This window comes from Devosia sp. MDV22-iso42, assembly GCF_058629155.1.
Window position 1 is genome coordinate 1 of sequence record NZ_JBZVWR010000010.1, and the last position, 25722, is coordinate 25722.

Annotated in this window: 20 protein-coding genes and 1 pseudogene; 12 read left to right on the forward strand and 9 right to left on the reverse strand. The window is 63.2% G+C overall.

From position 1 onward, the window contains the following. Positions 1-309 precede the first annotated feature (309 nt). The 6 genes from AC4NN3_RS11905 to AC4NN3_RS11930 all read right to left on the reverse strand — a co-directional run bounded on the left by AC4NN3_RS11905 (position 310) and on the right by AC4NN3_RS11930 (position 7182). Positions 310-657 (reverse strand): rhodanese-like domain-containing protein, encoded by a 348-nt coding sequence (locus AC4NN3_RS11905; RefSeq protein ID WP_491927316.1) that lies wholly within the window; start codon positions 655-657, stop codon positions 310-312. Positions 658-1353: 696 nt separating this feature from the next. Beyond that, positions 1354-2793 carry an IS1182 family transposase gene (locus AC4NN3_RS11910; protein WP_491927317.1) on the reverse strand — a complete coding sequence of 480 codons (1440 nt, stop codon included), beginning with the start codon at positions 2791-2793 and terminating at the stop codon, positions 1354-1356. A 224-nt stretch (positions 2794-3017) separates the two neighbouring features. Continuing rightward, complete coding sequence (locus tag AC4NN3_RS11915; protein WP_491927318.1) at positions 3018-4106, reverse strand: ABC transporter ATP-binding protein; 1089 nt, start codon at positions 4104-4106, stop codon at positions 3018-3020. 10 nt (positions 4107-4116) lie between these two features. Further along, positions 4117-4974: a carbohydrate ABC transporter permease gene (locus AC4NN3_RS11920; protein WP_491927319.1), complete on the reverse strand. Its 858-nt coding sequence runs from the start codon at positions 4972-4974 to the stop codon at positions 4117-4119. Further along, positions 4967-5848: a carbohydrate ABC transporter permease gene (locus AC4NN3_RS11925; protein WP_491927320.1), complete on the reverse strand. Its 882-nt coding sequence runs from the start codon at positions 5846-5848 to the stop codon at positions 4967-4969. Before AC4NN3_RS11925 ends, AC4NN3_RS11920 begins: the two co-directional genes overlap by 8 nt. A 56-nt stretch (positions 5849-5904) precedes the next feature. Next, on the reverse strand, positions 5905-7182 hold the full coding sequence (locus tag AC4NN3_RS11930; RefSeq protein WP_491927321.1) for an ABC transporter substrate-binding protein: 1278 nt from the start codon (positions 7180-7182) through the stop codon (positions 5905-5907). A 218-nt stretch (positions 7183-7400) separates the two neighbouring features. On the opposite strand from AC4NN3_RS11930, the gene AC4NN3_RS11935 reads away from it, so the two are divergent. From AC4NN3_RS11935 to AC4NN3_RS11965, 7 genes are all read left to right on the forward strand, one after another. After that, complete coding sequence (locus tag AC4NN3_RS11935; protein WP_491927322.1) at positions 7401-8135, forward strand: IclR family transcriptional regulator; 735 nt, start codon at positions 7401-7403, stop codon at positions 8133-8135. Next, positions 8132-9211: a Gfo/Idh/MocA family protein gene (locus AC4NN3_RS11940; protein ID WP_491927323.1), complete on the forward strand. Its 1080-nt coding sequence runs from the start codon at positions 8132-8134 to the stop codon at positions 9209-9211. The genes AC4NN3_RS11935 and AC4NN3_RS11940 overlap by 4 nt, the downstream gene beginning before the upstream one ends. Before the next feature lie 3 nt (positions 9212-9214). Continuing rightward, positions 9215-11110 carry a thiamine pyrophosphate-dependent enzyme gene (locus AC4NN3_RS11945; RefSeq protein WP_491927324.1) on the forward strand — a complete coding sequence of 632 codons (1896 nt, stop codon included), beginning with the start codon at positions 9215-9217 and terminating at the stop codon, positions 11108-11110. A 12-nt stretch (positions 11111-11122) separates the two neighbouring features. Further along, entirely contained in the window at positions 11123-12580 is a 1458-nt protein-coding gene (locus AC4NN3_RS11950; protein WP_491927325.1) for an NAD-dependent succinate-semialdehyde dehydrogenase, read from the forward strand. After that, entirely contained in the window at positions 12577-14292 is a 1716-nt protein-coding gene (locus AC4NN3_RS11955) for a dihydroxy-acid dehydratase (protein WP_491927326.1), read from the forward strand. Before AC4NN3_RS11950 ends, AC4NN3_RS11955 begins: the two co-directional genes overlap by 4 nt. 1063 nt (positions 14293-15355) lie before the next feature. After that, positions 15356-16045, forward strand: a complete 690-nt coding sequence (locus tag AC4NN3_RS11960; protein ID WP_491927327.1) for an aldo/keto reductase — start codon at positions 15356-15358, stop codon at positions 16043-16045. Between the two features lie 144 nt (positions 16046-16189). Then, positions 16190-16687: a DUF427 domain-containing protein gene (locus AC4NN3_RS11965; RefSeq protein ID WP_491927328.1), complete on the forward strand. Its 498-nt coding sequence runs from the start codon at positions 16190-16192 to the stop codon at positions 16685-16687. A 12-nt stretch (positions 16688-16699) separates the two neighbouring features. Here the strand turns inward: AC4NN3_RS11965 and AC4NN3_RS11970 are convergent, their stop codons facing one another. Then, complete coding sequence (locus tag AC4NN3_RS11970) at positions 16700-18022, reverse strand: ABC1 kinase family protein (RefSeq protein WP_491927329.1); 1323 nt, start codon at positions 18020-18022, stop codon at positions 16700-16702. A 453-nt stretch (positions 18023-18475) separates the two neighbouring features. Then, a complete protein-coding gene (locus tag AC4NN3_RS11975) occupies positions 18476-19396 on the reverse strand; it encodes a LysR family transcriptional regulator (protein WP_491927330.1) in 921 nt (306 codons plus the stop codon). Here AC4NN3_RS11975 and AC4NN3_RS11980 point away from each other — a divergent pair. The 3 genes and pseudogenes from AC4NN3_RS11980 (at position 19395) to AC4NN3_RS11990 (ending at position 21578) form a co-directional block, all read left to right on the forward strand. After that, the gene (locus AC4NN3_RS11980) at positions 19395-20663 is read left to right on the forward strand and encodes a Gfo/Idh/MocA family protein (protein ID WP_491927331.1); all 1269 of its coding nucleotides are present in this window, start codon (positions 19395-19397) and stop codon (positions 20661-20663) included. The two genes, AC4NN3_RS11975 and AC4NN3_RS11980, sit on opposite strands and share 2 nt — an antisense overlap. An 85-nt stretch (positions 20664-20748) precedes the next feature. Then, a pseudogene (locus tag AC4NN3_RS11985) lies at positions 20749-21246 on the forward strand (aldo/keto reductase); the annotation flags it as partial. 239 nt (positions 21247-21485) lie between these two features. Further along, a complete protein-coding gene (locus AC4NN3_RS11990) occupies positions 21486-21578 on the forward strand; it encodes a sodium-dependent bicarbonate transport family permease (RefSeq protein ID WP_491927591.1) in 93 nt (30 codons plus the stop codon). A gap of 103 nt (positions 21579-21681) precedes the next feature. Here the strand turns inward: AC4NN3_RS11990 and AC4NN3_RS11995 are convergent, their stop codons facing one another. Further along, positions 21682-22488 carry a universal stress protein gene (locus tag AC4NN3_RS11995; protein ID WP_491927332.1) on the reverse strand — a complete coding sequence of 269 codons (807 nt, stop codon included), beginning with the start codon at positions 22486-22488 and terminating at the stop codon, positions 21682-21684. Positions 22489-22660: 172 nt separating this feature from the next. On the opposite strand from AC4NN3_RS11995, the gene AC4NN3_RS12000 reads away from it, so the two are divergent. Further along, entirely contained in the window at positions 22661-22888 is a 228-nt protein-coding gene (locus AC4NN3_RS12000; protein ID WP_491927333.1) for a helix-turn-helix domain-containing protein, read from the forward strand. Continuing rightward, positions 22885-25533, forward strand: a complete 2649-nt coding sequence (locus AC4NN3_RS12005; RefSeq protein WP_491927334.1) for a cation-transporting P-type ATPase — start codon at positions 22885-22887, stop codon at positions 25531-25533. Before AC4NN3_RS12000 ends, AC4NN3_RS12005 begins: the two co-directional genes overlap by 4 nt. The last annotated feature ends 189 nt before the right edge of the window (positions 25534-25722 follow it).

The window sequence follows — 25722 nt, forward strand, 5'->3', positions numbered from 1 at the left end:
CGTAAGAATACATGAACTACCTCCTTTGATAGTCCAAGTTTTCGTCCGCATCCCCCCTCGATCAGGGCTGGAAGGACATAACCAACTAGGTGTGGGTCAGCCGGGATGTCGACAGCAACCTGATGGCCCGTTGAAGCGGCCCGTCTTGCTTTTTCCGTCTTCCCAACCATCAGCCTCAGGCGACTGCCAGGGGGGCTCCCCGCTAGCGCCAACGTCCCAACTGTCTTCTGGCCGATGCCACCGAGTCTGCCCTCCTGTTCATCGCCAGAATGCTCCTGGCACCGGACTGGCAATGTGACGGGAACAGGATCAATCCTGAGCGCGATAGGCCTTCAGGCCACCGGCGATGTACCTGGCATTTTTATAGCCCATAGCGCGCAGGGTATCAGCCGATAGCGCACCGCGGTTGTTGGCATTACAGTAGCAAAGGATCGTCGTATCTAGATCGGGCACGGCGCTCTCAATATTCATCTCGAGTTTACCCCGGCTGACATTGATCGAGCCCGGGATATGATCGACCTGATGCTCGTCATTGTCCCTGATATCGAGCAAGACGGCGCCGCTGGCCACCAGGCCGCCGACCTCTCCTGGAGCAACTTGCGAAACCCGGGCTTGGGCTGCATCGGCAAGTTCCTGAAATTTCTGCGTGTAGGCCATAGTGGGTTCTTCTTCGCTTTGCTGCGGTAACCTGGATGCTTCTGACCTTGCAGGATTTGGTCATGAACGAAGAGAATAAGCTCGCGTCAACCAAACTTGCATAGGCGAAGATAGGGGACCGTCAGGGGTAACCGATACCATCTATCCTGCCAGAGGTCCCATCATAATCTGCACCAGCCCACCTGGTAACTCGCGCGGGTAGCACCCGTGGTCTTCCCGGCAGCTAGGGGTCAGGGTCAGCGATAACCGGATTTCAATGATGCTCTTCGGCCTCGCCACGGGCATCCCTTGGTGTGCTTCGGGATGCAATATCGACTCTGGCTGATGAGGTCGGCGAGCTGATTGACGGCCGCCAAGATTTCTAACATGCAAATGCAGTTCGCATCTCCGACCCACCAGGCTTCGCGATACGCTACATCGCCACCGATGCACGATCGTGGAAGTCGCGCCGCACACAACGTGATCGCCCTTAGACGTATCTAGCCGGATACGCCAGTTCTGCACTTGGGCGACCCAGCAGACGCCAAGTGCTTGGCCGCTTTCCCGTTCGGCAACCCGAAAGCCGCCGGGCACCTTCCCACCCCGTTCTTGCCGTTGCCTGTGTCTTGTGAATGGCGGAAATGGGGTCGAGGCCGTGTGAGAACTCGGCGAAGCCGATCGCTCAGGTTGTTTTGCGATAGCAGGCGTCAGCTTCATTCACCCGGTTATCGCTTTGAGGGTTGAGGCCACGCCGGCGACCGCTACGGCGCGCTTGATGTTGTAGGCCAGGATTGCCAGGCTGGCTTCGGTGGTAACGTGCTTGAGGCCCCTCGTTCGGAAGTGGGTGGCACCCATCCAGCCTTTTATGGTGCCGAAGACATGCTCGACGGTGCAGCGGCGGACCGCCATCGCGTCGGGCATCGCCTCGAACCGGCGCTCCATCTCATCGAGCACCGCCTCATGCTCCCATCGCCGGATGCGCTTTTCCTTGCCGGCCGTGCAGAGGGCGCGCGATGGGCAGGCACTGCAGGCCTTCTGGTTGTAATAGACGTTGATGAGCTTGCCAGCCTCAACCGTGGTATGGCGCTTCTGAAGCTGCTCACCGACAGGGCAACGATAGGCGTCGGTCTGCGGCTCATGCACGAACATGGCCTTGCCCCAGAAGCCACGCGCCTGAGCCGGTGATGTATTGGGCTTGGGCACCATGGGGACGATGCCGGCTTGCGCGCAGGAGCGGATCTGCTCGCCCTCATAGTAGCCGCGATCAGCAAGGGCGAGCATTTGGGCAGCGCCGGTCTCGGCCTGGGCGGCCTTGGCCATCTCCAGCAGGTGCGAGCGGTCATGGCCCCGGTTGGTCACAGCATTGGCCACCACAATATGGTGCTCGGTATCGACGGCCGCCTGCACATTATAGCCGACGACGCCGCGATGGTCGCTGCCGGTTGCCATGGCGCGGGCATCCGGATCGGTGAGCGAGATCTGCCCGTCAGGGGAGGCTCCCAGCTGCCGGCCAATCTCCTCGAGTTCGCCAAGGCGGCCGCGCAGTGATGCCAGTCGCTCGGTCAGGTGCTCGATCCGCGGCGTGGCCGGGCCGGTCTCTGCACCGTCGGCTTGCTCGAGCTCGGCGAGATAGCGCGCGATGCTCTCTTCGACATGGGCCCTGCGCCGCGCCAGCTTGCCCTTGGTGTAGTTTTTCTCGTGCGTGTTCACCGCGCGCAGACGTGAGCCATCGATCGCAACCATGCCACCACCGACCAGGCCAAGGGCTCGGCAGACGGCAACAAAGCGCTGGCAGGCGATCTGGATCGCACCAGCATTGTCATGGCGGAAGTCGGCAATGGTCTTGAAGTCAGGTACCAGCTTGCCGGTCAGCCACATCAGCTCGATATTGCGACCGGCCTCGCGCTCCAGCTTCCGGCTCGACGTCAGCTGATGGAGGTATCCATAGACATAAAGCTTGAGCATCGTGCCCGGGGCGTAACCGGGTCTGCCGGTCGCTGCCGGCTGCACGCGCGCGAAGCCGAGTTCGGTCAGATCGAGTTCATCGACAGAAGCATCGATGATGCGGACCGGGTTGTCAGCATCCACATAATCCTCAAGACAGGCCGGCAGAAAGCTCGCCTGCTGTCGGTTAGCAACTTCAACGAAACGTCCCATCTGGCACCTCCGAAGCAGTGCCAGATCATAGCAGAATCGGGAGTTTTCACACAGCCTCGGGCCGTTAGCGGACCGGCCGTTTTTGGTGAATCGGCCGGCGATAGCGGACGTTTGGCACTCACTTGCCAATCAGGTGACTTGAGACCAATGCGACGATCTGCTTCCCGGGTATGGCCTTGCAGCTAGCGGTCGTCGTCTTCCATCCCTGGAGATGTGAAATCCATCTAGGATATCCCACAGTCCGGTTGAAGCTCGAGCCGCTGGCCATCGGCATCGAAGGCATGCAGCAGGTGGTGCGTGAGGCCGATCGACATGCGTTCCCCCAGCCGGGGCACCACCACCGGCGGCAGAGACACCGCAATGGGGTCGGTTCTGGGGTCGATCTCAAGATAGGCTATGTTCTCGCTGCCGAGCCGCTCGACCGCCAGTAGTTTGCCGTCGAATAGCGCCGCGTCGGGGACGGTGATGCCCAGGTGCTCGGAGCGCACACCTAGAGTCACGCTGCTTCCGACGGGAGCGGCCACACGGGCCCCCAAGCGCGCGCCGCCAATCAGCGACAGGCTACCCTCTTCGGCAACCAAGCCGTCAAACAGGTTCATGGCAGGCGAACCAATAAACCGCGCCACAAACAGGTTGGATGGCGCTTCATAGAGCTCCATCGGCGTACCAACCTGCTCGATCCGGCCGGCATTGAGCACCACGATGCGGTCGGCCAGCGTCATGGCCTCCACCTGATCATGTGTTACATAGACCATGGTGGCCCCCAACGTGGCGTGCAGCCGGGCGATCTCAAGGCGCATCTGCACCCGCAGGGCGGCATCGAGATTGCTGAGCGGCTCGTCGAACAGAAAGACCTTAGGGTTGCGGATGATGGCGCGGCCAATGGCCACGCGCTGACGCTGCCCGCCCGAGAGCTGCTTGGGCCGGCGGTCCAATAGGTGGCTTATCTGGAGCACCTCGGCGACCTCGGCAATGCGCTTTTCGATCAGCTCGCGCGGCTGGTGCGCAAGGCGCATGCCGAAGCTGATATTGTCGGCCACGTTCATATGCGGGAACAGAGCGTAGGACTGGAACACCATGGCGATGCCGCGCGCGGCGGGAGGCGTGTCGGTCACGTCCTGTCCGTCGATGACGATCTGGCCCGAGGTGACGCTTTCGAGGCCGGCGACCATGCGCAGCAGGGTCGACTTGCCGCAGCCGGACGGGCCGACAAAGACCACGAACTCGCCGGACCTGACCGTGAGGTCGATGCCCTTGACGATTTCGAGCGGACCATAGGATTTGCGTATGGCGTTGAGGGTAAGATCGGTCATGTGTTGTCCATCAGCCTTTAACCGCGCCCATCGTCATCCCCTTGATGAAGTAGCGCTGGAAGAAGAGAAATACGACGAGGGTGGGCAGCGTCGCGATCAGCGACAGGGCGCCCTGCACGCCCCAGGCGACGCTGTACTGGCCCTTGAGGGACACCAGCCCGAGCATGATGGTGCGCTTGTCGTCGGACTGGGTGAAGATCAGCGGCCACAGGAAATCGTTCCAGATCCAGGTGAACTGCAGCGTCACCAGCACGGCCAGCGCCGGCAGACTGATCGGCAGCGCCACCCGTGTCAGCACCTGCCACTCATTGGCGCCTTCGAGAATGGCGGCCTCGCGCAAGGCCGCCGGGACGGACGCAAAGAAGTTGCGCATCATCAAGGTGCAGATGGGGATGCCGAGCCCGATATGGACGATGATCACCGGCCACAGCGTGTCGATCAGCCCCAGCATGTTGAACATGCGGAACAGCGGGATCAGGATGACCTGGGGCGGGAAGAACATGCCGGCCACCAGCACCAGGAACAGCAGGTTGCTGCCGCGAAACGGCAGCTTAGCGAAGACATAGCCCGCCAGGATGCCGAGGCCGATGGAGCCGATGGTCGCCGGAATTGCCACCAGCAGGGTGTTAAGCAGATAGGTATGTACCGCCGGGTTGGACAGCACCTCGACATAGTTGTCGAGGAACAGCGTATCGGGCAGCGACCACAGATTGCCCAGCGCAATGTCGCGGGTGGATTTCAGCGACGACAGCACGACGCCGATGGTCGGGGCGAGAAACGCCACAGCCAGGATGATGAGTACCGCCAGCGTTGCCGCCTTCCAGGGGTTGAACCGCTGGGCGGCTGTCAGGTGGGGGGCACTAGTCATAGGTCTCGTCCACCTTCTTGAGCTGGCGGAAATACAGCAGGATGATGACGATGGCGATGAGGAACAGCACCACCGAAATCGCCGCGCCATAGCCCATCAGGTATTTCTTGAAGGACTCGTTGTACATGTGCATGGCCAGCGTGTCGGAGCTGTTGAACGGCCCCCCCCCGGTCATGATGTATAAAATGTCGAAGCCCTTGAGGGAGTTGATGACGCTGAGTGCAATGACCACCACCGTGGCCGGCCGCAGCAACGGCAGCACGACATGCCAGATGCACTGGAAAGGGGTGGCGCCCTCGATGTCACTCACCTCGAGCAGGTCGGGGGGCACGGCGGTGAGGCCGGCCAGAAAGATCACCATGGAAAGCCCCGTCTGTTGCCAGGACCACGCGATAATGACCGAGTAGAGGGCCGTGCCAGGCTTTGCGAGCCAGGCGAAGTTGGCGTCCTCGCCGGTGACGACGCCGATCAGCGTGTTCAGCAGGCCCCAGTCGGGTTGATAGATCCAGATCCAGATCTGCCCCACCACGACCGCCGACAGGCAGATCGGCAGATAGAAGATGGTCTTGAAAATCGAAGCGCCCGGAACCTGCGAATCGATCAGCAGGGCGAGCACCAGTCCCAGACCGGTCGGCAGGACGACGGCGGCCAGCATCCAGATCAGCGTGTTGGTAACCGCGTTGAAGAACAGCCGGTCGCTGGCGATTTTGGCGAAATTGTCGAGGCCGACGAAATCATAGTCGGCGCCAAAGCCGTTCCAGTTGGTGAAGCTGTAATAGAACGAGCTCGACAGGGGCCAGACCACAATCAGCACGAATACGGCCAGTGGCAAAGCCAGAAGTCCGATCTGCCACAGTCGCGTACGTTGTTCCACCGGTGTCTCCCTAGTGTCGTGGCCGGGCAATGGCTCGCCCGACCACGCTGAAGCGATTATTCCTTGAAGGCCGCGGCCGCGCCGGTCTCGGTCTCTTCGAGGATGGTTTCATAGGCCGAGGGATCGTCCATGAAGCGGGCAAACATCGACAGGCCGACTTCAGCCACGGGCGGCGGCGTCGCCAGGTCGTAGTTGAAGGCGAAGGCTTCGGCCTTGTTGATGGTGTCGAGCGCGTGCTGCATCACCGACGTATAGTTGGACGGGTCAACATTCACATTCGCCGACAGCGCACCCTGGATGCCGGCCCACTTGGCCTGCACGTCCGGGTTGCTGACGAGGAAGCTCAACAGCTTCTCGGCATTTTCGAGGTTCGCCGCATTGGCTGAAATCACCAGCCCGTCCACCGGACCCACGGCAGCGTTGGGAATGCCCTCGACCATGGTGGGGAATTCAAAGAACTCGTAATCCTCGCCGGGCTTGAGCTCGAGCCCGCCCCAGTATCCGGTGATCCAGGTCCCCATCAGGGTCATGGCGGCGTCGCCGCGGGCCACCTTGTCGGCAGCGTCGGTCCAGTCGTCAGCATTGGCATTGGGAGCGAAGTAACCGGCATCCACCAGTTCCTTCCACTTCGACATGGCCAGCTTGACTTCAGCATCAGTGTAGGAGGCGGTGCCGTTCATCAATGCAGCGCGGTAGTCCGGCCCGGCGGTGCGCAGCACCAGGTAGTCGAACCAGAACTGGGCCGGCCAGCGATTCTTGGAGCCCAGCGCGATCGGCGTGATGCCCTTGGATTCGAGCGTCTCGCACAGTGCCAGGAACTCGTCCCAGGTCTTGGGCAGATCGTTGATGCCGGCGTCGGCGAAGACCTTCTTGTTGTAGAACATGCCGGCATAATGATAGCCGAACGGCACCAGGTAGCGCTTGCCATCATAGAGCGTAGAGCCGTCGGCGATCGACTTGGCGACGACCTCATCGAGACCGTCGGCATCCCACATGTTGGCCAGCGGATGCAGGTTGCCCGCATTGACGACGAACTGCGTGCGCGCACCGGCCCAGTAGCTGAACACGTCCGGCAGGCTGTTGCCGGCAGCGCGGACCAGGATGCCCGTCTTGAAATCTTCCGAGCCGATCGGCGTGTCGGATACGGCGATACCGGTCTCCTCGGTGAACTGGTTGAAGATTTCAACCAGGCCTTCGCGACCCAGTTCGCCACTGAAGTAATGACTGATGGTGACCTCGCCCTCGGCATAGGTCGGCCCCAGCGCCAAGAGGCTGGTGGTCACGGTCAAGGCCGATGTCAGCAAGACACCGGCTAGTTTGGTTCGACGCATCATGGTTCCTCCGCGTTCAAAGTTGCCTCATGTTCAACAAGCGCAACTATAGGACCCAATATCGACGCATAATTGCGGAGATGTCAACGAAACTGTTGCACATGGACGAACTTTCTGACGTAATGTTGGTGTTCGGCGCCTTTTGTCATATTTGTTGCCTTAGGTTGAACTATTGATTGCCGTATATTAAACTTGGTCATCGCAAGTTGGAGAACGATGAGATGCGCCTGCTGCAATCACTGAACCGGGGCCTCGAAACCCTTGACTACCTGACCCGACAGTCCGAGCCCTCACGCCTGACCGACATCGCCTCCCACCTCAACGTCGACAAATCCAACGCCTCCCACCTGCTGCGCACGCTGGTCGCGGCGGGATATGCCGAGCAGACTGACGGCCGCCGCTACAGCGCTACCACTAAGGTGCGGCCGCGCCGGGGGCACGACCTGGAAGACATCATCGAATGCCGCGAATCCCTGCACGACAGGCTGGTCGAGCTGGTGCAGGTGACCAATGAATGCGCGCATATGGCCGTGCGGGTCGGGGCGCGCGTCTGGTATGTGGACAAGGTGGCTTCGCCCCTGCCGCTCAAGGTCGACCACCCGATCGGGTCGCTCGCGCCGCTGCACTGCACGGCTCTGGGCAAGGCCTTCCTGGCCTTCGGCAGCGCCGGCGATTGCGGGAAGCTCGAAGCCTTCACCCCCAGAACCATTACCCGGCAGCCAGCGCTGGAGGCCGAAATCGAGGCCTCGCGCCGACGCGGCTATGCGCAGGATGACGAGGAATTCTCCCCCGGCATTCGCTGCGCCGCCGTCCCGGTCTTCACCGCCTCGGGCGAGATGATCGCAGCCATTGGCGTCTCCGGCCCGACGGCGCGCATCAGCCTGGAACGACTGACCGAGCTGGGCGCACTTCTCATCAACTACAGCAGCACTTTATCCAATTGGAGCAAGGCATGACCTTCGACACTGTCCGTGTGGGGATTATCGGCACGGGCCGCATCTCAGACCTGCACGCCATCGAGTACCTGGCCAACCCGCATGCCCGGATCGTGGCCCTGTGCGACAACGACATCACCACGGCGCGCGGCCGGGCGCTCGCCTGGGGCGTTGGGGACGCGCGCATCAGCGACGACTACAGGGCGGTGCTGGCCGATCCCAATGTGGACCTGGTCGAGATCCTGCTGCCGCATCACCTGCATCTCGAGGTGGCGCTGGCGGCTATTGCGGCCGGCAAGGCCGTGTCGCTGCAAAAGCCGATGACGCTCGACCTGGCCCAGGCCGACACGCTGGTCGCCGCCGCCGAGGCATCGAGCAAGCCGTTCAAAGTGTTCGAAAACTTCATCTTCTACCCGCCGGTGATGAAGGCCAAGGCACTCATCGATCAGGGTGCCATCGGCGAGCCGCTGACCATTCGGCTGAAAAGCAATCCCGGCGCCAGCAAGACGGCGTGGAAGGTTCCGCCCCGGGCGGAGGCCTGGCGGCAGGACAAGGGACAGGCCGGCGGTGGCCCGCTGGTCTTTGACGACGGGCACCACAAGTTTGCGCTGGCCTGGCATTTCATGGGCAATCCGGAAATGGTGCATGCCTTCATCGGCGAGACGGTATCGCCGACCGGCTTCGTGTTCGACGCCCCGGCCATGGTCTCCTTCCGCTTCCCCGGCAACCGGATGGGCAATCTCGAAGTGGTCTATTCGCCCGAACTCGAGATCATCACCCGCCACTATGCCCAAGACGACCGGATCGAGATCACCGGCAGCAAGGGCGTCATATGGATCAATTGCGGTCATGGTCGGATCGGCGATCCGCCGCCGCTGGCGCTCTACCGAGACGGCTCGGTGCAGACCTTCCACAATCTCGAGACCGGCTGGGAAGCCAGCTTCGTTCACTCCACCCGCGCCTATATCGAGGCGCTGCGCCACGGTACGGCGCCCAAGCTGAGCGCCCGGGAAGGCCGCACCATCCTGCGTTTCGCCCTCGCCGCCGAGGAGTCCGCCCGCAGCGGGCGCGCCGTCAGCCTCGACCCGGCAGGCTGAGCCATGCACCAGGAAAACGCACCGTCATCGGCGACGGCCATCGAGAGCCGGGCAGCCGCCATTGCCGCCGCGGGCGGGGTGGAGGCGGCCATTGCCTCGGGCGAATTGGCCGGCCTCGTCACGCTGTCCTGCTGCGAGGCAATGCTGCTGGGCCTGATGCGCCAGGGGGTCAGCAAGTTTTTCGCCATCTTCGGCCACGGCTCCACCGCCTTGGCCGAGACCCTGCGCGTCTATGAGGCGCATGGGCTGGTGCGCACCTGGCAGTTCCGCAATGAGGTGGAAATGGCCCATGCCGCGACCGCCTTGCGCTGGACCTATGGCGAGACCTGCGCCGTCATCACCTCGATCGGCCCCGGCGCGCTGCAGGCCATGGCGGCGTCGCTCGCGGCAAGCTCGAACGGCATCGGCGTCTACCACATCTATGGCGACGAGACGACGCATGGCGAAGGCTACAACATGCAGCAGGTGCCCAAGCGGGAACAGGGCATCTATGGCCAGCTCACCGCGCTGATGGGGCGATCCTATACGCTGCATACGCCCGAGGCGCTGCGCGAAGCACTGCGGCAGGGGGCCGCCACCGTGTTCCACCCGACCCATGCCGGCCCGTTCTACCTGCTGACCCCGATCAATGTGCAGCCCCAGGCGGTAATGCTGCGGATCGATGCCCTGCCGCGCCGCGCCGAGTTGGCGCCGCAGGTTCCGGCCGACGATGCCGCGCTCGAGCGGGCAGTCGACATCATCCTCGACCACCGGCGCATTGCCATCAAGGCCGGCGGCGGCACCCGCCGCTTCGCCGACCAAGTGCGCCGGTTGGCCGAGCTGTCCGGCGCCGTCGTGTTGCTCAGCCCGGGATCGATCGGAGTGATGCCCGACGCGCATCCACAGAACCTGCACGTGGCGGGCAGCAAGGGCTCGATGAGCGGCAATTACGGCATGGAGCATGCCGAGCTGCTGATCGTCGCGGGGTCGCGCGCGGTGTGCCAGAGCGATTGCTCGGGCATCGGCTATCCCCAAGTGCGCCAGGTCATCAACATCAATGCCGATGCCGACGACGTGCAGCACTACAACCAGAGCCTGCCCCTGTTCGGGGATATCGGGGCCATCCTCGACCGGCTCAACGCCAGACTGGAGGCACACCACGCACCCGCAAGGGCGGACACGCAGGCCTGGCTTGCCGAGTGCCTGGCGCAGAAGCGGACCTGGCAGGCCTTCAAGCAGGACCGGTATGACGCGCCGCCCCTTCATGACGTGGTGTGGCAGCGGCCCGTGCTCACCCAGCCTGCGGCCATCAAGACCGTCGCCGATTTTGCTGGGCGGATCGGGGCGATCAAGTATTTCGACGCCGGCGACGTGCAGGCCAACGGCTTCCAGATCGTCGAGGATGACGTGCCCACCGACACCATCACCGAAACGGGCGCCTCCTATATGGGCTTCGCAGTGTCGGCCCTGCTGGCCGCCGCTGCCGCCGACCGGCCGCGCTATGGCATGGCCTTTACCGGCGATGGCTCCTTCATGATGAACCCCCAGGTCCTCATCGACGCCATCGCCCACGGCGTGAAGGGCATGATCGTGCTGTTCGACAACCGCCGCATGGCCGCCATCACTGACCTGCAGCTCTCCCAGTATGGCGAGGACTACAAAACCAGCGACGGGGTCGCGGTCGACTACCTGCAATTCGCCAGGGCGATCGACGGGGTGCGCGGTTTCTGGGGCGGCACCACGCGACAGGAACTGGCCGCCGCCATCGCGCAGGCACATGCCTATAAAGGGCTGAGCCTGGTGCATGTGCCGGTCTATCACGGCGACGACGAAGCCGGTGGCATGGGCGCCTATGGGCGCTGGAATGTCGGCAACTGGTGCGCGGATGTGCAGCAGGACTATGCCGCAACGCTGATCTGACGAGGAATCTCAATGTACCAACAATTTGGCCTGCTCATCGACAACTGCTGGGTGCCGGCCTCGACCGGCCTCTCCACGCCGGTCCACAGTCCGGTCAGCGGCCTGGTGGTGGGCAACATCCCCGCCGCCAGCCCGCCCGATATCGACGCCGCCCTCGCCGCTGCGCAGCGTGGCTTCGAGCGCTGGCGCCAGGTGCCGGCCTGGGAGCGGGCCAAGGTGCTGCGCAAGGCGGCTGACCTCCTCCGCGACCGAGTCGAGGACGTTGCCCGCCTGATGAGCACGGAGACGGGCAAGCCCCTCGCCGAGGCGCGCGGTGAAACCCAGGCCGCCGCCGACCAGTTCGAATGGTATGGCGAGGAAGCCAAGCGCATCTATGGCCAGACCATACCCGGACGCCATGCCGACGAGCGGCTGAGCGTCATCTACCAGCCGGTGGGGGTCTGCGTGTCGCTCTCGGCCTGGAACTTCCCTGCCCTGTTGCCGGCCCGCAAGATCGCTGCCGCCCTGGCGGCAGGATGCTCGATCATCGCCCGTCCGGCCTCTGAGGCGCCCGGTGCGTGTTTCTCTATCGGGGAGGCCCTGCTGGAAGCGGGGCTGCCCGCCGGCGCCCTGGGCATCCTGACCGGCGACGCCGCGATGATTTCCGAAAAGCTGGTCACCGCCCGGGTTGTGCGCAAGGTCTCGCTGACCGGCTCGGTGCCGGTGGGCAAGCATATCCTCGAACTGGCCGCCCGGGGTGTCAAACGCGTGAGCATGGAACTTGGTGGCCATGCCCCGGTAATCGTGCATGCCGATGTCGATCCCGTCGCCACCGCGCGCAAGCTCGCCGCCACCAAGTTCCGCAATTGCGGACAGGTCTGCATCTCACCATCGCGCTTTTATGTGCATGAGACAATCCGCCCCGCCTTCGAGGCAGCCTTTGCCGATGTGGCCAGGGGCCTCGTGGTCGGGGACGGCCTGCAGGATGGCGTCAATATGGGTCCGATGATCCGCGAACGCGCGCTCGACCAGGCCTTCACGCTGATCGAGGACGCCCGCGCCAAGGGGGCCCGCCTGCTTACCGGCGGGCAGCGTCCGGCGGGGCTCAATGCCGGCAATTTCATCGAGCCGACCGTACTGACCGACGTGCCGGATGACGCCCTGATCATGCGCGATGAGCCCTTCGCGCCCATCGCCCCGATCGCTGGCTTCACCGATCTTGAGGATGTGTTGGCCCGCGCCAACGGCACCCCGTTCGGCCTCGCCGCCTATGTCTTTACCAACAGTACCGCCCTGGCGGCGATCACCGCCGAGCGGATAGAGGCCGGCATGGTGGGCATCAACGAGACCCTGCTCGCCACCGCCGAAGCGCCGTTCGGCGGCGTCAAGGAAAGCGGCTTTGGCCGCGAGGGCGGTGCCCTCGGCATCAAGGACTACCTGGAAGCCAAATATATCCGCCACCGCCTCAGCATCGAAGGAGCCCGGCCATGACGACCAGAAAGCCGCATGAGGGCCTGAGCGGCGGCCTCACCAATTACGGCGACAAGGACTTCGCCCGCTACCTGCGGCGCTCCTTTGCCAAATCCATGGGCTATACCGACGCGGCGCTGGACAAGCCCGTCGTCGGTATCTGCTACACCGAGAGCGGCTTCAACAATTGCCACCGCGACTTCCCGCAGATGCTCGAGGCGGTGAAGCGCGGGGTGCTGGCCTCGGGCGCGTTGCCGGTGGTGTTTCCGGTCATCTCGCTGGGCGAGGTGTTCCTCAGCCCCACCAGTATGCAGTTCCGCAACCTCATGGCAATGGATGTCGAGGAGATGATCCGCGCCCAGCCGATGGATTCGGTGGTGCTTATGGGCGGTTGCGACAAGACCGTGCCGGCCCTGCTGATGGGAGCAGCCTCGGCAGGCAAGCCGGCGGTGCTGCTGGTGTCGGGGCCGATGATGACCGGCCGCCATCGCGGCGAGCGGCTCGGCGCCTGCACCGACTGCCGGCGCTTCTGGGGCCGTTTCCGCGGCGGCGACGTCGATGAGACCGAAATCAACCAGGTCGAGGGCCGACTGGCGGTGACCTCGGGCACCTGTGCAGTGATGGGCACCGCCAGCACCATGGCGCTGCTCGCCGAAACGCTCGGCATGATGCTGCCCAACACCTCGGCTATTCCCTCGGTCCATGCCGACCGCCTGCGCGCCGCCGAGGAGACGGGGGCCCTGGCCTCAGCCCTCGCCGGCACTGATGCGACACCCGACAAGTTCATCACCCGCGCCTCGATCGAGAACGCGCTGCGCGTCCTCCTGGCCGTTTCCGGCTCCACCAATGCGGTGATCCACCTGGCCGCCATTGCCGGGCGCGTGGGGATCGACATCGACCTCGCCGCCTTCAACGACATGTCCGACGAAACCCCGGTGCTGGTAAATCTCAAGCCGGTCGGCGAAGGCTATATGGAGGACTTCAACACGGCCGGCGGGCTGGAGGCGGTGCTGCGTGGTATTGCCGACAAGCTGCATCTAGACACGCTCGACGTCACCGGGCAGACGCTGGCCGAGCGGTTGGACAAGCCCCTGCTCGATCCGATCGATACCCGCTATATCCGTCCCGCCGACGAACCGGTCAGTCCGGTAGGGGGACTGATCGCCCTGCACGGCAATCTGGCGCCCGGCGGGGCGATCCTCAAGCGGGCCGCAGCCACCGAACGTCTGTTGGAGCACGAGGGTCGCGCCGTCGTCTTCTCGTCGCTCGAAGACCTGGCCGCCCGCATCGACGACCCCGATCTCGACGTCACCGCCGACGACATCCTGGTGCTGCAGAATGCCGGCCCCCGCAGTGCCTCGGGCATGCCCGAGGCGGGCTACCTGCCGATCCCCAAAAAACTAGCGCGCCAGGGCGTCAAGGACATGGTCCGCATCTCTGACGCCCGCATGAGCGGCACGGCCTTCGGCACCGTCGTGCTACATGTGACCCCTGAGGCTGCGGCGAGCGGGCCGCTGGCGCTGGTGCAGTCCGGCGACCGCATCCGCCTCTCAGCCTCGGGCAAAAGCCTCGATCTTCTGGTTCCTCAATCCGAGCTGGAAGCCCGGCGCGCAAGACTGCGGCCGGCGCCCCAGGACCACCACACCCGCGGCTATCAGTGGTTGTATGGGCGCCACGTCGGCAATGCGACCTCAGGTTGTGATTTCGATTTTCTGCGCAAGGAACGCCTTTGATTACCAAGAAACGTTCGCCACGATTAGCGGCGATCCGCTCGGCGGAAGCAACTCGACAAGGCCGGCCCCGCGCACTGCTAAATCGATGATACGGCCGGAGAGTAGTGGCACGCCGACCGGCAGCGCAGCCGCCAATGCCGTACAGGCGAGGATCGGCACCACCGACCGCCAGTCGATTGCAGGACCAAGCCGCAGAAACCTAGCGAACATGTGGCCCTCCCATGCATCCCTTGAATTGATCGGTCATACCGCCATTTCGGTCGTGCAACCAGAATTCAGATAATCGATGACCGCTTCGGGCGTATGCTGCCATTTGCTGGTGGATGCCGGTATGGTCGGTTCCTACCCTAAACGGTTATGGCCAACGGACGCTATCGAGCGGCTGGTCTTGGGAAGTCGCCGTCACCCGTCGTGCGGCCAGAATGGGGCACATACCCTCCCAGCGGTTTTCAATCGAGTTTTGGTCCTTCAAGCGATGAAATCATCTCTCTGCAACGTCGCTACTCTGTTCGTAGCCGTCATTTGGCACCGGTTTCGGCCAAGAGTTTGTCGCCGCACGCGCTATGGCGAGCAACTGCGGCCGGTCTGCGCCATCGCGGGCCAATACCGATAGTCCCTGGATCACGGCAATGACCAAGCCGGCTTGGCTTTCGCTTTCTGTATCTGGAGGCAACAGGCCTTCGGACAAATCTCGGTCGATCCGGTCTTTTTATCCGCCGCCGAATCTGACGCCGGATTTGCGCTACTGCATGCCGGACTTCTGCCGACGCGTCAGAGCCGCTTGCCGTGGCACTGGCCAGCAGGCAGCCGCGTGGCGTCAGGTCCCCGGTAAAGGCCTCAGCTGCTGCGACCCGCATGCACTGGGCGGCCTCATGCGCAGTTGGTGCCTCGGATAGTGCTTGCTCCATATCGTACGGCGAACCGGCGTATAGCCGCATCGCCTCGAGAAAAAGCTGCTGCTTGTCGCCATAGGCGGCGTAGAGGCTGGGGGCTGTGATCCCCATGGCTGCCGTTCAGGCAAGTGCCCTACTCGTTCCATATCGATCACTTTGAAAGTAAGTTGATGTCTCTTACAGATTTCCGCACCCTGGGGCGTTCCGGCCTTGTGGTCAGCCCGCTGGCCCTTCGCGCCGGCAAGATCCGCTATTTCGGCTTTTCCGATATGCCGGCCTGGGTGGCGATGAAGGCGGCAACCATTGCGGCTGAGCGTCGTGTGCCCGGCCCGATCGCCATGCAGCTCGAATATTCGCTGGTGGCGCGCGACGTTGAGAGCGAGCACCTGCTGGTGGCGCGCGAGGCTGGCATGGGGGTCATGCCCTGGAGCCCGCTGGCCGGCGGCCTTCTCAGTGGCAAGTATAGCAAGACCGACACTTGTGGCTCTGGCCGCCTCAGCGGTCCCAATCCGTTCGGCAACAGCAAGTTCACCGAGCAGAACTGGGCAATTCTGGATGTCTTGCGCAGCGTGGCGCTGGAACTGGATCGGTCGATGGCCGAGACGGCTTTGGCCTGGACCATGGCCCGCCCGGGAATCGCCTCGACGCTGATCGGCGCCAGCAAGCTGACGCAACTGCACAGCAATATCGCGGCCACCGAAATCAAGCTCAGTGCCAGTCAGACCGAACGGCTCGACACGGCAAGCACTCCGCCGCTGACCTTCAGCGCCAGCCTGACGGCGACGCCATCCGCGCCATGCTGTTTGGCGGCCATACGGTCACCGGCTGGAAGGGGTAATTGCGGCGCCGGTGCAGCGTGAACGCGCGGCACCGGCGCAATTGACCATGACGCCCGGCATCGGTGACTGAACTGGCGCCACCGGCCAAAAGATCCAAAACCCTGACCTGCTCGTAGAAACGGGATAAAAGGAAATCGCAGAGCCTTGCGCCAGGGGGCCGTCACCGTGAATTTTCCCATCCCGATCAAGCCTGGGCCAGGCGAGGAAAGCGTGTGGGACTATCCGCGCCCGCCACGACTGGATCATGTCGCCAAGTCCGTCCAGATTGTGTTTGCTGGCACCGTCATCGTGGAGGCGCCCGAATGCTTCCGGGTGCTCGAAACCAGCCACCCACCCGTCTACTACATCGCCCCCGACTTTGTTGCGGCCGGTGTCGTCATCCCCGTTGCCGGCTCGAGCGTGTGTGAGTGGAAAGGGCGTGCCGACTATTTCGATGTCGCGGCCAATGGCAGGGTCGCGGCGCGGGCCGCTTGGCGTTACGCCGCGCCGACGCCGCCTTTTGCCCCCATTGCCGGCTTCCTGGCCTTCTATGCCGGGCCGATGGATCAGTGCACGGTCGGGGGCGAGGTCGTGACGCCCCAGCCGGGCGGCTTTTATGGGGGCTGGATCACCGCCGCCATTGTCGGCCCGTTCAAGGGTCAGCCGGGCTCGCTCGGCTGGTGACCGGTCGACAGGTTAGGCTTGGCCGCCGGCAAACTCTTCCAGCAGACCACGCATGTCGATTGTTCCTTCAAGCCGGCTGGCCAGCAGGTACATGCCGCCAATCTTGCGGTGGATGAACAGGGTGTCGACGGGCGGTATCGACCAGAGGTCGGCGCCAAAGCCGGCGCTCAGGGCGCGGTCACGCGCGTGGCGCGGCAGGTCTGCCGCCGCAAAATCAAACATCGGCCCGGCCATGACCGCGTCCATGCCCAGGGCCAGCAGGTCAAGCACCAACTGGACCAGCCGATGCTGGCTTGGTTCGAAATAGCCGATATCCACCATGGCATCCATTTGCCCGGCCCTGTCTCGCGCCAGCGCCGCCCGCAGTAGCCGCCGCAACTTTTCGGTCAGCTCGGCGGGAATGGTGCGCGTCGCGCCGAAATCGAGCAGGACCAGGCGCCCGCTGGCCGGCTGGTAGCGGAAATTGGCAAAGTTCGGGTCGGTCTGGATAACTCCGAAGTCGAACACCTCCTGTAGCGTCAGGCGGATGAGGCGTTCGGCAATACGGTTTCGTTCCGCCAGCGGGCGGCCCATCAGCCAGTCGATCGGCTCGCTGTCGATAAAGGCCATCGCCAGCACGCCCGGGCCGGTCAGGTCGCTATCCACCTCGGGCACCAGCAGGGTCGCATCGCCGGCAACCAGGCCGGCATACCGGGTAATGTGGGAGGCTTCGCCGAGATAGTCTGCTTCCTGCTGCAGCTGCCGGCGGGCCTCTGCCACCACGGCGTCGAGCGACACCCCCGGCGGGATCATCCGCGACAGGCGCAGCAGCGCGACCACGTTGTCGATGTCGCTGTCGATGCTGGCGGCAACGCCCGGATACTGGACCTTGATCGCCAGGTCGCGGCCCGAACGGGTTGTGGCACGGTGCACCTGGCCAATCGACGCGGCGGCGACCGGGGCCATCGAAAAATCGTCGAACCGGTCCCGCCAGGCACCACCCCACTGCCGGACCAGCTGCTGTTCAAGCTGAAAGCGCGGCATGGGCGATCCGTCAGCCTGCAGGCGCGCCAGGATAGTGGACCATTCGCCCGGCAGGATTTGCCCGGCATCCATAGACAGCAACTGCCCCAGTTTCATCGCAGCGCCGCGCATGTGTGAAAGCTGGTCGGCGACGCGCAGGGCATTGGCGGGCGCGAGCAGCAGGTCAGCAAGGCTCGGCGGCTTGCCGCTCAATATCTGTCGGGCGGACGACAATGCCACGCCGGCCCCGATGGACGCTGCCATGCCACCAATGCCCAGCAATCGCCCCAGCCTCCCGGTGGGCACAGCGCGGTTGTTTCGATCATCGGACATGGGCTACCTCAGGCCTCTTATACGATCGCGACCGAGAACTGGATTGTTATCGACAGGTCGATTGCTCGAATGCGCGGCAATAATCCCGAGTTGTAAGGATGAGTCCGCTTTTGGAGATCCGCGGAGCGCTTCAAGCGGCCGGAATGGCACGCGTTCCCGCCTGGCAGTTATCGACCCCATTGCGGCCATTCGCGATCCAAAAGGCGATGCCTGATAGCTGCCATTGATCCGTGTCACTGGCGCTAGGTGCCCAGTGCTTCGACGAGCACGGAAAATGCTGACAAGTTCTGCCGCCGGCTCGGACAATAGCGATAGTAACCGGCGAAGAATGGGGACGAGTCGTTGAGCGACTCAACCAGCAGCCATCGGTGAATTTCTGCTGCATAATGATTTCGGGCACATAGGCGTGGCCCAGATCGGCAACAGCAGCCTCACTACACGCGGGAAGGACGCCTAGAGCAGCGATATTGCCTTGCGCTTCTCGACGAGAAAGTCGATCAGCGCGCGCACCTTGGGCGGCATATGCTCCCGAGACGGCGCATAAAGATAGAATGCTGCGTGTTCATAGGCCCAATCGCCCAAGACCCGGACCAGTCTTCCCTCTGCGAGATGATCCTCAACAGCGATGTCGACGATCTGCATCAAGCCAAGCCCCTGCAGCGCCGCTCTGGTCATGCTCTGGTCGTCATTGGTCGTCAGCCTTCCAGTCACGGCCTGGGTGAAGTGCCGCCCGTCCTTGCCGGGTTCGCTGAAGTCCCATGCGTGAACGGCACCTGTTCCCAAAAACCGGTAGTTGATGCAGTCGTGCTGGGCCAAGTCGTCGGGGACCTTGGGCGTCCCGTTGCGCTCCAGATAGGCCGGTGAGGCGACAACAGCCATGGATAGAGGCGGACTGATGGGGACGGCCACGACATGCTCCACCAAGGTTTGCCCCAGCCTGATCCCGACGTCAAAGCCATCGGCGATGATATTGGACAATGAGTCAGCCATGACCAATTCGAGCGCGACTTTGGGGAAGCGCTCATGGAATTCGGCAAGATGGGGTTCGATCAAGGCTTTCGCCGCCATGCGCGACGTGTTGATCCGGATCAGGCCCGAAGGCGCATCCCTTGTATCGCTCATCGTCTGGATCGCATGCTCGATCTCCCCAAGCGCCGGAGCGAGCGCGTCGAACAGCCTTTGACCAGCTTCCGTCAAGGACATGTGGCGGGTGGTCCGGTAGAGCAGTCTCGTGTCCAGTTGGCGCTCCAGCGCTTTGAGGTTCTGCGACAGAGCGGCCCGTGACACTCCCATCTCCTCCGCTGCGCGCGTGAAGCTGCCGTGGCGCACAATTCGCGCAAACCAGGCGAGGGAGGGAAGTAGCGATGGATCCATGCTCGATTGTAAATTCCAGCTTACCACTCATGTCAAGATTGATGGCTCAGTGCTTTTCAATTTGGATGACAATGTCGGCGCGTCGTTGGAGATCAAGCAAGCCCATGAGTGCCCATGCACTTTCCGGTTCACCCTCCAGCGCTCATTCGTCTGGAGCATTGAAATGTCGAACAACAAATTTCGCGTCGGGATCATCGGCGCGGACACCAAGGCCAGCTGGGCTGGCGCGTCGCACGTCCCCGCCCTTGCGGCACAGCCTTTCCTGGTGCTTCACGCCGTGGCGACACGGCGGGAAGAGAGCGCCAAGGCTGCGGCCGAGGCCTTCGGGGCGGACCGCTGGTTCTCCGATCCATATGCGATGATCGCGGACAAAAACATCGATGTCGTCACCGTCGCCGTGAAGGTGCCGGCCCACAAGGAACTAGTCCTAGCAGCGCTGGCAGCCGGCAAGACGGTCTATTCGGAATCGCCGCTTGGCGCGACGCTCGCCGAGACCGAGGAAATGGCCATAGCGGCCAAGGGTCTCCATACGGCCATCGGTCTGCAGGGTCGTCACAACCCGGCCGTTCGCCGCGCTGCAGAACTGGTGGCGTCAGGCAAGCTCGGCCGTCTGCTTTCGGCGCGTGTCGGCGCTACGACCTTCGGCTACGGCCCGCAGTCGCCCAGCGTCTATGACTACTTCAACAAGCGCGCCTCCGGTGCCAGCTTCATGACCATCACCACGGGCCATGTCCTGGACGTGATCGAAACCGTGCTCGGCAACATCAACGAAGTGGACGCCCGCACCGAACTGCTTTGGCCGCAGATCGAGATTGTGGATACCGGCGAGACCTCGGTGCGCGATATCCCGGATCACCTCGATCTCATCGCCAAGACGCAGAGCGGTGCACCGGTATCCGTTCAGGTCCTGGCCGGCGTTTCGCCGGACCAGGCCAGCTTCAGCTTCGAAGTCCGTGGCTCGCAAGGGTGGCTTAGACTCACAGGCAGCCATCCCGCCGGCGTACAGGTCGGCGACCTGACGCTCTCTTCCAGCGTCGATTTCGTCGCGCCGGACGCACCTGTCGCCACCGGCTCCGGCCCGACGGCCGCCGAAATCTGGGACGGCTCCTCGATCAATGTCGGCGAGGTCTATGCATCCCTCGGTCGCGACCTAACAGCCGGCACCTTTGAGACGCCCGGATTTGCCCATGCCCTGCGGAACAGCCGCCTCGTCGAGGCCGTGGAGCGGGCCGCGCAGACTGGCGAGCGGCAGCGCGATCTCGCCTGACCTCGATCAGCTCGATTAGCAGACGCACCTGCCGGTCGGTCAGCAAGACCGACCGGCAACACGATCTCAATGGAAGGACACTGTGATGCGCATGCGCAGATTGGGAAGCAGCGGCCTGTTTGTCTCCGAATTGGCCTTCGGTGCCATGACGTTCGGCGGCACCGATGGGCTATGGGGGCAGGTAGGCCGACTGGGGCAGGACGAAGCCGATGTCTTGGTGAAGGCAGCCCTCGACGCCGGCATCAACCTCTTCGACACGGCGAATATCTACGCCAATGGACGAAGCGAGGAGATCCTTGGGCAATCGCTCAAGAACCTCGGCGTCGACCGGGACGACGTGGTGATCGCGACCAAGGTCCACGGGGCCATGGGCGCGGGTCCCAACCGCCGCGGCGGCTCGCGAGGTCACATCATGAGCGAGGTGCGTCACAGCCTGAGGCGGCTCGGCGTCGATCATATCGATCTCTACCACCTGCACGGCTTCGATCCCACAACGCCGATCGAAGAAACCCTTGAGGCCTTCGACGCGCTCGTTGCCGCCGGTGACGTCCGCTATCTCGGCCTCTCGAACTGGGCCGCCTGGCCGTGCCCGGCCATCATCATGCGGATGCCCGTGGCGATGAGGAAGGCCGCAAACCTTTAAAGCAGCCAGCCGAATTCGGACACTAGGTGGCACCAAAGCCGATACGGTGGGCGTGCTGGCCGGTCGCTGATCGGCTCAATACAGTTTCCGCGGCAGCGTTAGGGAATCCTGGCCGGCAGCGCTAGCTATGTTACGACACCAGCCACCAAACGGCTGGCCCTGCCGGAAGCCACATTGTCCTGCCGCTCGCAATGTCACTGGCCATCACGTTCCCATTCAACGTGCTCGTGGGCATTCCAGTCTTCACAACGTTGGCGCGATTGTTGTCGTGAGGGTCTAGACGGCCCGGACAGCAAGCGACCTGGCTGGTGCAGGTCGTTTGCCGCCGTCGCTGCCCGGCTTAGTGGGAAAGCAGCACTGGGAGTTGCAGTCGCGTCAGGACCCCCTTTGTGGCGCCGCCCAGGATGAAGTCGCGAATCCGGGAATGGCCGTACCCACCCATGGCGAGGCGTTGTGCATCAGCGACAAGGCTGTTTCCTGCAGCGCCTCGGAGATGCTCATTCTGCCAAGCTGGATATCCACGGGCGTTGCGGCAATCCCTCGCGATCCCAAGGCTTTTGCGAGCTGTGCTGCAACATCGGGGCCACCCAAAGGCTTGTCGTCCTGAACCGTCAGCACCGAGATGCAGCCACCTTCGGCCAAGAGGGGCAAAGCGTCACCCAGCGCCCTTGCTGCCACCCGGCTTGCGTCCCAGGCGATGGCGATGTGCGTTAGGGAAGCGGCAGGTTGAGTTGATTGCGGGATCAAGACAACTGGGCGGCCAGACCCAAACACGATGGCCTGCGCCAAGTCCTGCACGCCACCAGTACCGGCTGACCACGGGAGCAGTGTGAGGTCATAGTACCGCGCCTCTGTCACCGCTCGTTCCGATAAAGATCCCAATGGAACCTGCCGGCTCGCACAGCGCACCTCCGGCTCCGATTTCGCAACCTGTCGAACCAGATCCTGCAGGCGCAGGGTTTCGGCCTTGCTCCGTTCCTCGGCGCCTTGGACAAGACCAGGGACGTTGATCAGGAAGTCTCCCAACCCCGATGACATCCGGGGGATATCCACCGAGAAGGCGGTTACCTTGAGCGCGCATTCAAGCGACGTCGCGAAACCGACAGCGGTCTTGATCGCCTCGTCGTCAACCGCTTCAGGATAGGAGGACAGGGGCATGTAGGCGAAACGGGTGCGCGTCATGTCAGCTTCTCCATACGAGTGAGCTTCGGTGGGGGAACAAACGGAGGTCCAAGAGCCGTCTCAGTGTGCCAGAAGCCAACCACGCAAGATTTGACCTGAATCAAGTCAACGGCACCAAACGCGACTATTCTCTACTATTGGCTACAGTGAAGTGGCTGAAGGGAGGTGCAGGATGCCGCAGGACCGGTATCAGACGGTGCAGGAGCTTGCCCAGAGGCTTGAGGTCGCCGAAGCAACCGTCAGGCAATGGATCAAGAGCGGGCAGCTTCGCGCCATCGACATCGGCAAGGGCTGGCGCATTGCCGACGCGGATTTGTCACGTTTTCTGAACTCCCGTGAGACAGCACCGCGCAAGCCGGACGAGCCTGTCGACGATCCAGACATGGAGCCTGACCAATGACTTCGGCAAATGCTCCAAAGACGATGACACTCCCGGCACCGCATGGCCGATCCACTGGAGAGTGCCTCGTCGCCTTGGATGGGCGACTGCAAGGGCTCTCTGGGAACGATGCGGCACACCGTCTGGCAATCCACGGACCGAACCGCCTTCCGGAAGCGCGCTCTCGCGGACCAATCGTCCGGTTCCTGGCGCAGTTCAACAATGTTCTGATCTATGTGCTGCTCGGGGCGGCCTTGGTCACAGGCGCCTTGCAGCACTGGGTCGATACCGGCGTCATCCTGGCCGTAGTTCTTGCCAATGCCGCAATAGGATTCATCCAGGAGGGCAAGGCCGAGGCGGCCATGTCGGCGATCAGGCAGATGCTGGCTCCTCGCGCTGCGGTGCTGCGTGACGGTCAGCGCGTAACGGTAGATGCCGCCGACCTTGTACCGGGTGACCTGGTGCTTCTGGAGGCCGGCGACAGGGTGCCCGCCGATCTGCGGGTGCTGGAGGCCCGGGGGCTGGCGGCACAGGAAGCGATCCTGACCGGCGAGTCCGTGCCGGTGGAGAAGACCGGTGATCCAGTCTCGACCGACGCACCGCTCGCTGACCGGAAGTCGATGCTGTGGTCGGGTACGTTGATTACCCAGGGAACCGCACGGGGTCTGGTGGTGGCAACCGGCGAGGCTACCGAGATCGGTCGCATCGGGGGACTCCTGGCCGGCGTCGAGCAACTGACTACGCCACTGGTGGCCCAGATGGACCATTTCGCGCGCTGGCTTTCGTTGTTGGTGCTACTCACCTCAGGTCTCTTGCTCGCCTACGGCTATTTCGTCGGGCATCACGATTTCTCTGAGCTTTTCATGGTCGTAGTTGGCGTCGCGGTAGCCGCAATCCCCGAAGGGTTGCCGGCGGTGATGACGATCACCCTGGCCATCGGCGTGCAGGCCATGGCGCACCGACACGCCATCGTCCGCCGGCTGCCCGCTATCGAGTCCATCGGATCGGTGTCCGTCATCTGCACCGACAAGACGGGCACGCTTACTCATAACGAAATGGTCGTTACCGTGGTGGAGACGCCTGACGGGGTATTCGAGGTTGGTGGTGAGGGATACGCACCGGAAGGCGCGATTGTGCCCGCAAGAGACCTGCAGAGCCTCGCGAGAGCCGCAGCCCTGTGCAACGACGCCGCCCTGCGCTGCCGCGAGGGGATATGGACGGTCGAGGGAGACCCCATGGAGGGGGCACTTCTGGCCTTCGCCGGCAAGGCGGGGGGCGGCGATGCGGACCGACGCCTCGACGCCATCCCCTTCGACAGCCGACACCGCTTCATGGCCGTTTTGACGGAGGGGCCGGAAGGTCGGCTGGTCTATGTGAAGGGGGCGCCGGAACGGGTCTTGCGCATGTGCGCCGGCCTTGACCTGCAACATTGGCATGAGCGGGCTGAGGCGCTCGCCCGCCGGGGCCTGCGCGTTCTGGCGCTTGCCGAGCGCATCGAGGAAAATGAGCGGATCAATGCGCCGGGCTTAGAGAACGGCTTGTCGTTCCTTGGGCTTGTCGGCCTCATTGATCCACCAAGGCCCGAGGCCATTGCCGCGGTCGCGGAGTGCCAGGCGGCGGGGATCCGCGTCAAGATGATTACCGGCGATCACGCCGGGACCGCCGCTGCAATAGCCGCACAGATTGGCCTGCAGAACCCCACCCAGGTGCTGACTGGCGCAGATCTGGACCGGCTTGATGACGCTCAACTGGCCATCGAGGTGGCGTCGGTGGATGTGTTCGCCCGCACGACCCCCGAGCACAAGCTCAGGCTTGTCACGGCACTGCAGGCTAACGGGCTGTCAGTCGCCATGACGGGCGACGGCGTGAACGACGCCCCCGCGCTGAAGCGTGCAGATGCCGGGATAGCCATGGGGCTGAAGGGAACCGAGGCTGCAAAGGAAGCGGCAGATTTGGTCCTGACCGACGACAACTTCGCCTCGATAGCAGCGGCAGTGCGCGAGGGACGAACGGTTTATGACAACCTGAAAAAGGTCATCAGCTGGACCTTGCCTACCAATGCCGGGGAGACGATGGTGGTGGTCTTGGCAATTTTGCTCGGGGTCGCTCTTCCAATAACTGCGGTACAGATCCTCTGGATCAACCTTATCACCGGCATCACCCTCGGAATCGCGCTTGCCTTTGAACCAACCGAAGCTGGCACCATGGCCCGTCCGCCCCGCCCCCGCAATGCCCCTATCCTGACAAGCGACCTCGTGTGGCATGTAGTGCTGATGACGCTGCTGTTTGTCACTTCCGTCTTCGGCATATTCACCTATGCCATCGAGCGGGGGTATTCTCTCGAACTGGCTCAGACCATGGCGATGAACACCTTGGTGGTGCTTGAGATCTTCCACCTTTTCTTCATCCGCAACATCTACGGCACCTCACTGACATGGAGCGCCATACGGGGGACGAAAGTGGTGTGGGTGGTTGTCCTCGCCATAACCGGTGCCCAGTTCGCTGTTACCTACATTCCCCCTCTCCAAGCCGTTCTGGGGACGGAGCCCGTGCCAATGGCAGACGGCCTGTTGATCGTTGCCATCGGCGCGATTTTCTTCGCGATCATTGAGATAGAGAAGCAGATTCGACTTAGCTTCGGCGCCACGGCAAAGAGCAAACAGTGAAATCCGAAAGCCTGACGTTCCAACTGGCAAGCTGTGGAGGCATGGTGGGAGTATTCTGACCCTCGGGCGTCGCCTCCACTACCGTATCTTAGTTCGAGTCGACCTTCACCAACCAACGGCAGGTTTTGGGAATCTGAGTCCCGGTCATGAACGGAAACTTGGGGTCGACTGCTGCCGGACAGGAACGCG

Bases quoted from the DNA above. Each gene is read 5' to 3' on its own strand.
- AC4NN3_RS11905 (WP_491927316.1), bottom strand. From the start codon at position 657: ATGGCCTACACGCAGAAATTTCAGGAACTTGCCGATGCAGCCCAAGCC.
- AC4NN3_RS11910 (WP_491927317.1), bottom strand. From the start codon at position 2,793: ATGGGACGTTTCGTTGAAGTTGCTAACCGACAGCAGGCGAGCTTTCTG.
- AC4NN3_RS11915 (WP_491927318.1), bottom strand. From the start codon at position 4,106: ATGACCGATCTTACCCTCAACGCCATACGCAAATCCTATGGTCCGCTC.
- AC4NN3_RS11920 (WP_491927319.1), bottom strand. From the start codon at position 4,974: ATGACTAGTGCCCCCCACCTGACAGCCGCCCAGCGGTTCAACCCCTGG.
- AC4NN3_RS11930 (WP_491927321.1), bottom strand. From the start codon at position 7,182: ATGATGCGTCGAACCAAACTAGCCGGTGTCTTGCTGACATCGGCCTTG.
- AC4NN3_RS11935 (WP_491927322.1), top strand. From the start codon at position 7,401: ATGCGCCTGCTGCAATCACTGAACCGGGGCCTCGAAACCCTTGACTAC.
- AC4NN3_RS11940 (WP_491927323.1), top strand. From the start codon at position 8,132: ATGACCTTCGACACTGTCCGTGTGGGGATTATCGGCACGGGCCGCATC.
- AC4NN3_RS11945 (WP_491927324.1), top strand. From the start codon at position 9,215: ATGCACCAGGAAAACGCACCGTCATCGGCGACGGCCATCGAGAGCCGG.
- AC4NN3_RS11950 (WP_491927325.1), top strand. From the start codon at position 11,123: ATGTACCAACAATTTGGCCTGCTCATCGACAACTGCTGGGTGCCGGCC.
- AC4NN3_RS11955 (WP_491927326.1), top strand. From the start codon at position 12,577: ATGACGACCAGAAAGCCGCATGAGGGCCTGAGCGGCGGCCTCACCAAT.
- AC4NN3_RS11960 (WP_491927327.1), top strand. From the start codon at position 15,356: ATGTCTCTTACAGATTTCCGCACCCTGGGGCGTTCCGGCCTTGTGGTC.
- AC4NN3_RS11970 (WP_491927329.1), bottom strand. From the start codon at position 18,022: ATGTCCGATGATCGAAACAACCGCGCTGTGCCCACCGGGAGGCTGGGG.
- AC4NN3_RS11980 (WP_491927331.1), top strand. From the start codon at position 19,395: ATGCTCGATTGTAAATTCCAGCTTACCACTCATGTCAAGATTGATGGC.
- AC4NN3_RS11975 (WP_491927330.1), bottom strand. From the start codon at position 19,396: ATGGATCCATCGCTACTTCCCTCCCTCGCCTGGTTTGCGCGAATTGTG.
- AC4NN3_RS11995 (WP_491927332.1), bottom strand. From the start codon at position 22,488: ATGACGCGCACCCGTTTCGCCTACATGCCCCTGTCCTCCTATCCTGAA.
- AC4NN3_RS12000 (WP_491927333.1), top strand. From the start codon at position 22,661: ATGCCGCAGGACCGGTATCAGACGGTGCAGGAGCTTGCCCAGAGGCTT.
- AC4NN3_RS12005 (WP_491927334.1), top strand. From the start codon at position 22,885: ATGACTTCGGCAAATGCTCCAAAGACGATGACACTCCCGGCACCGCAT.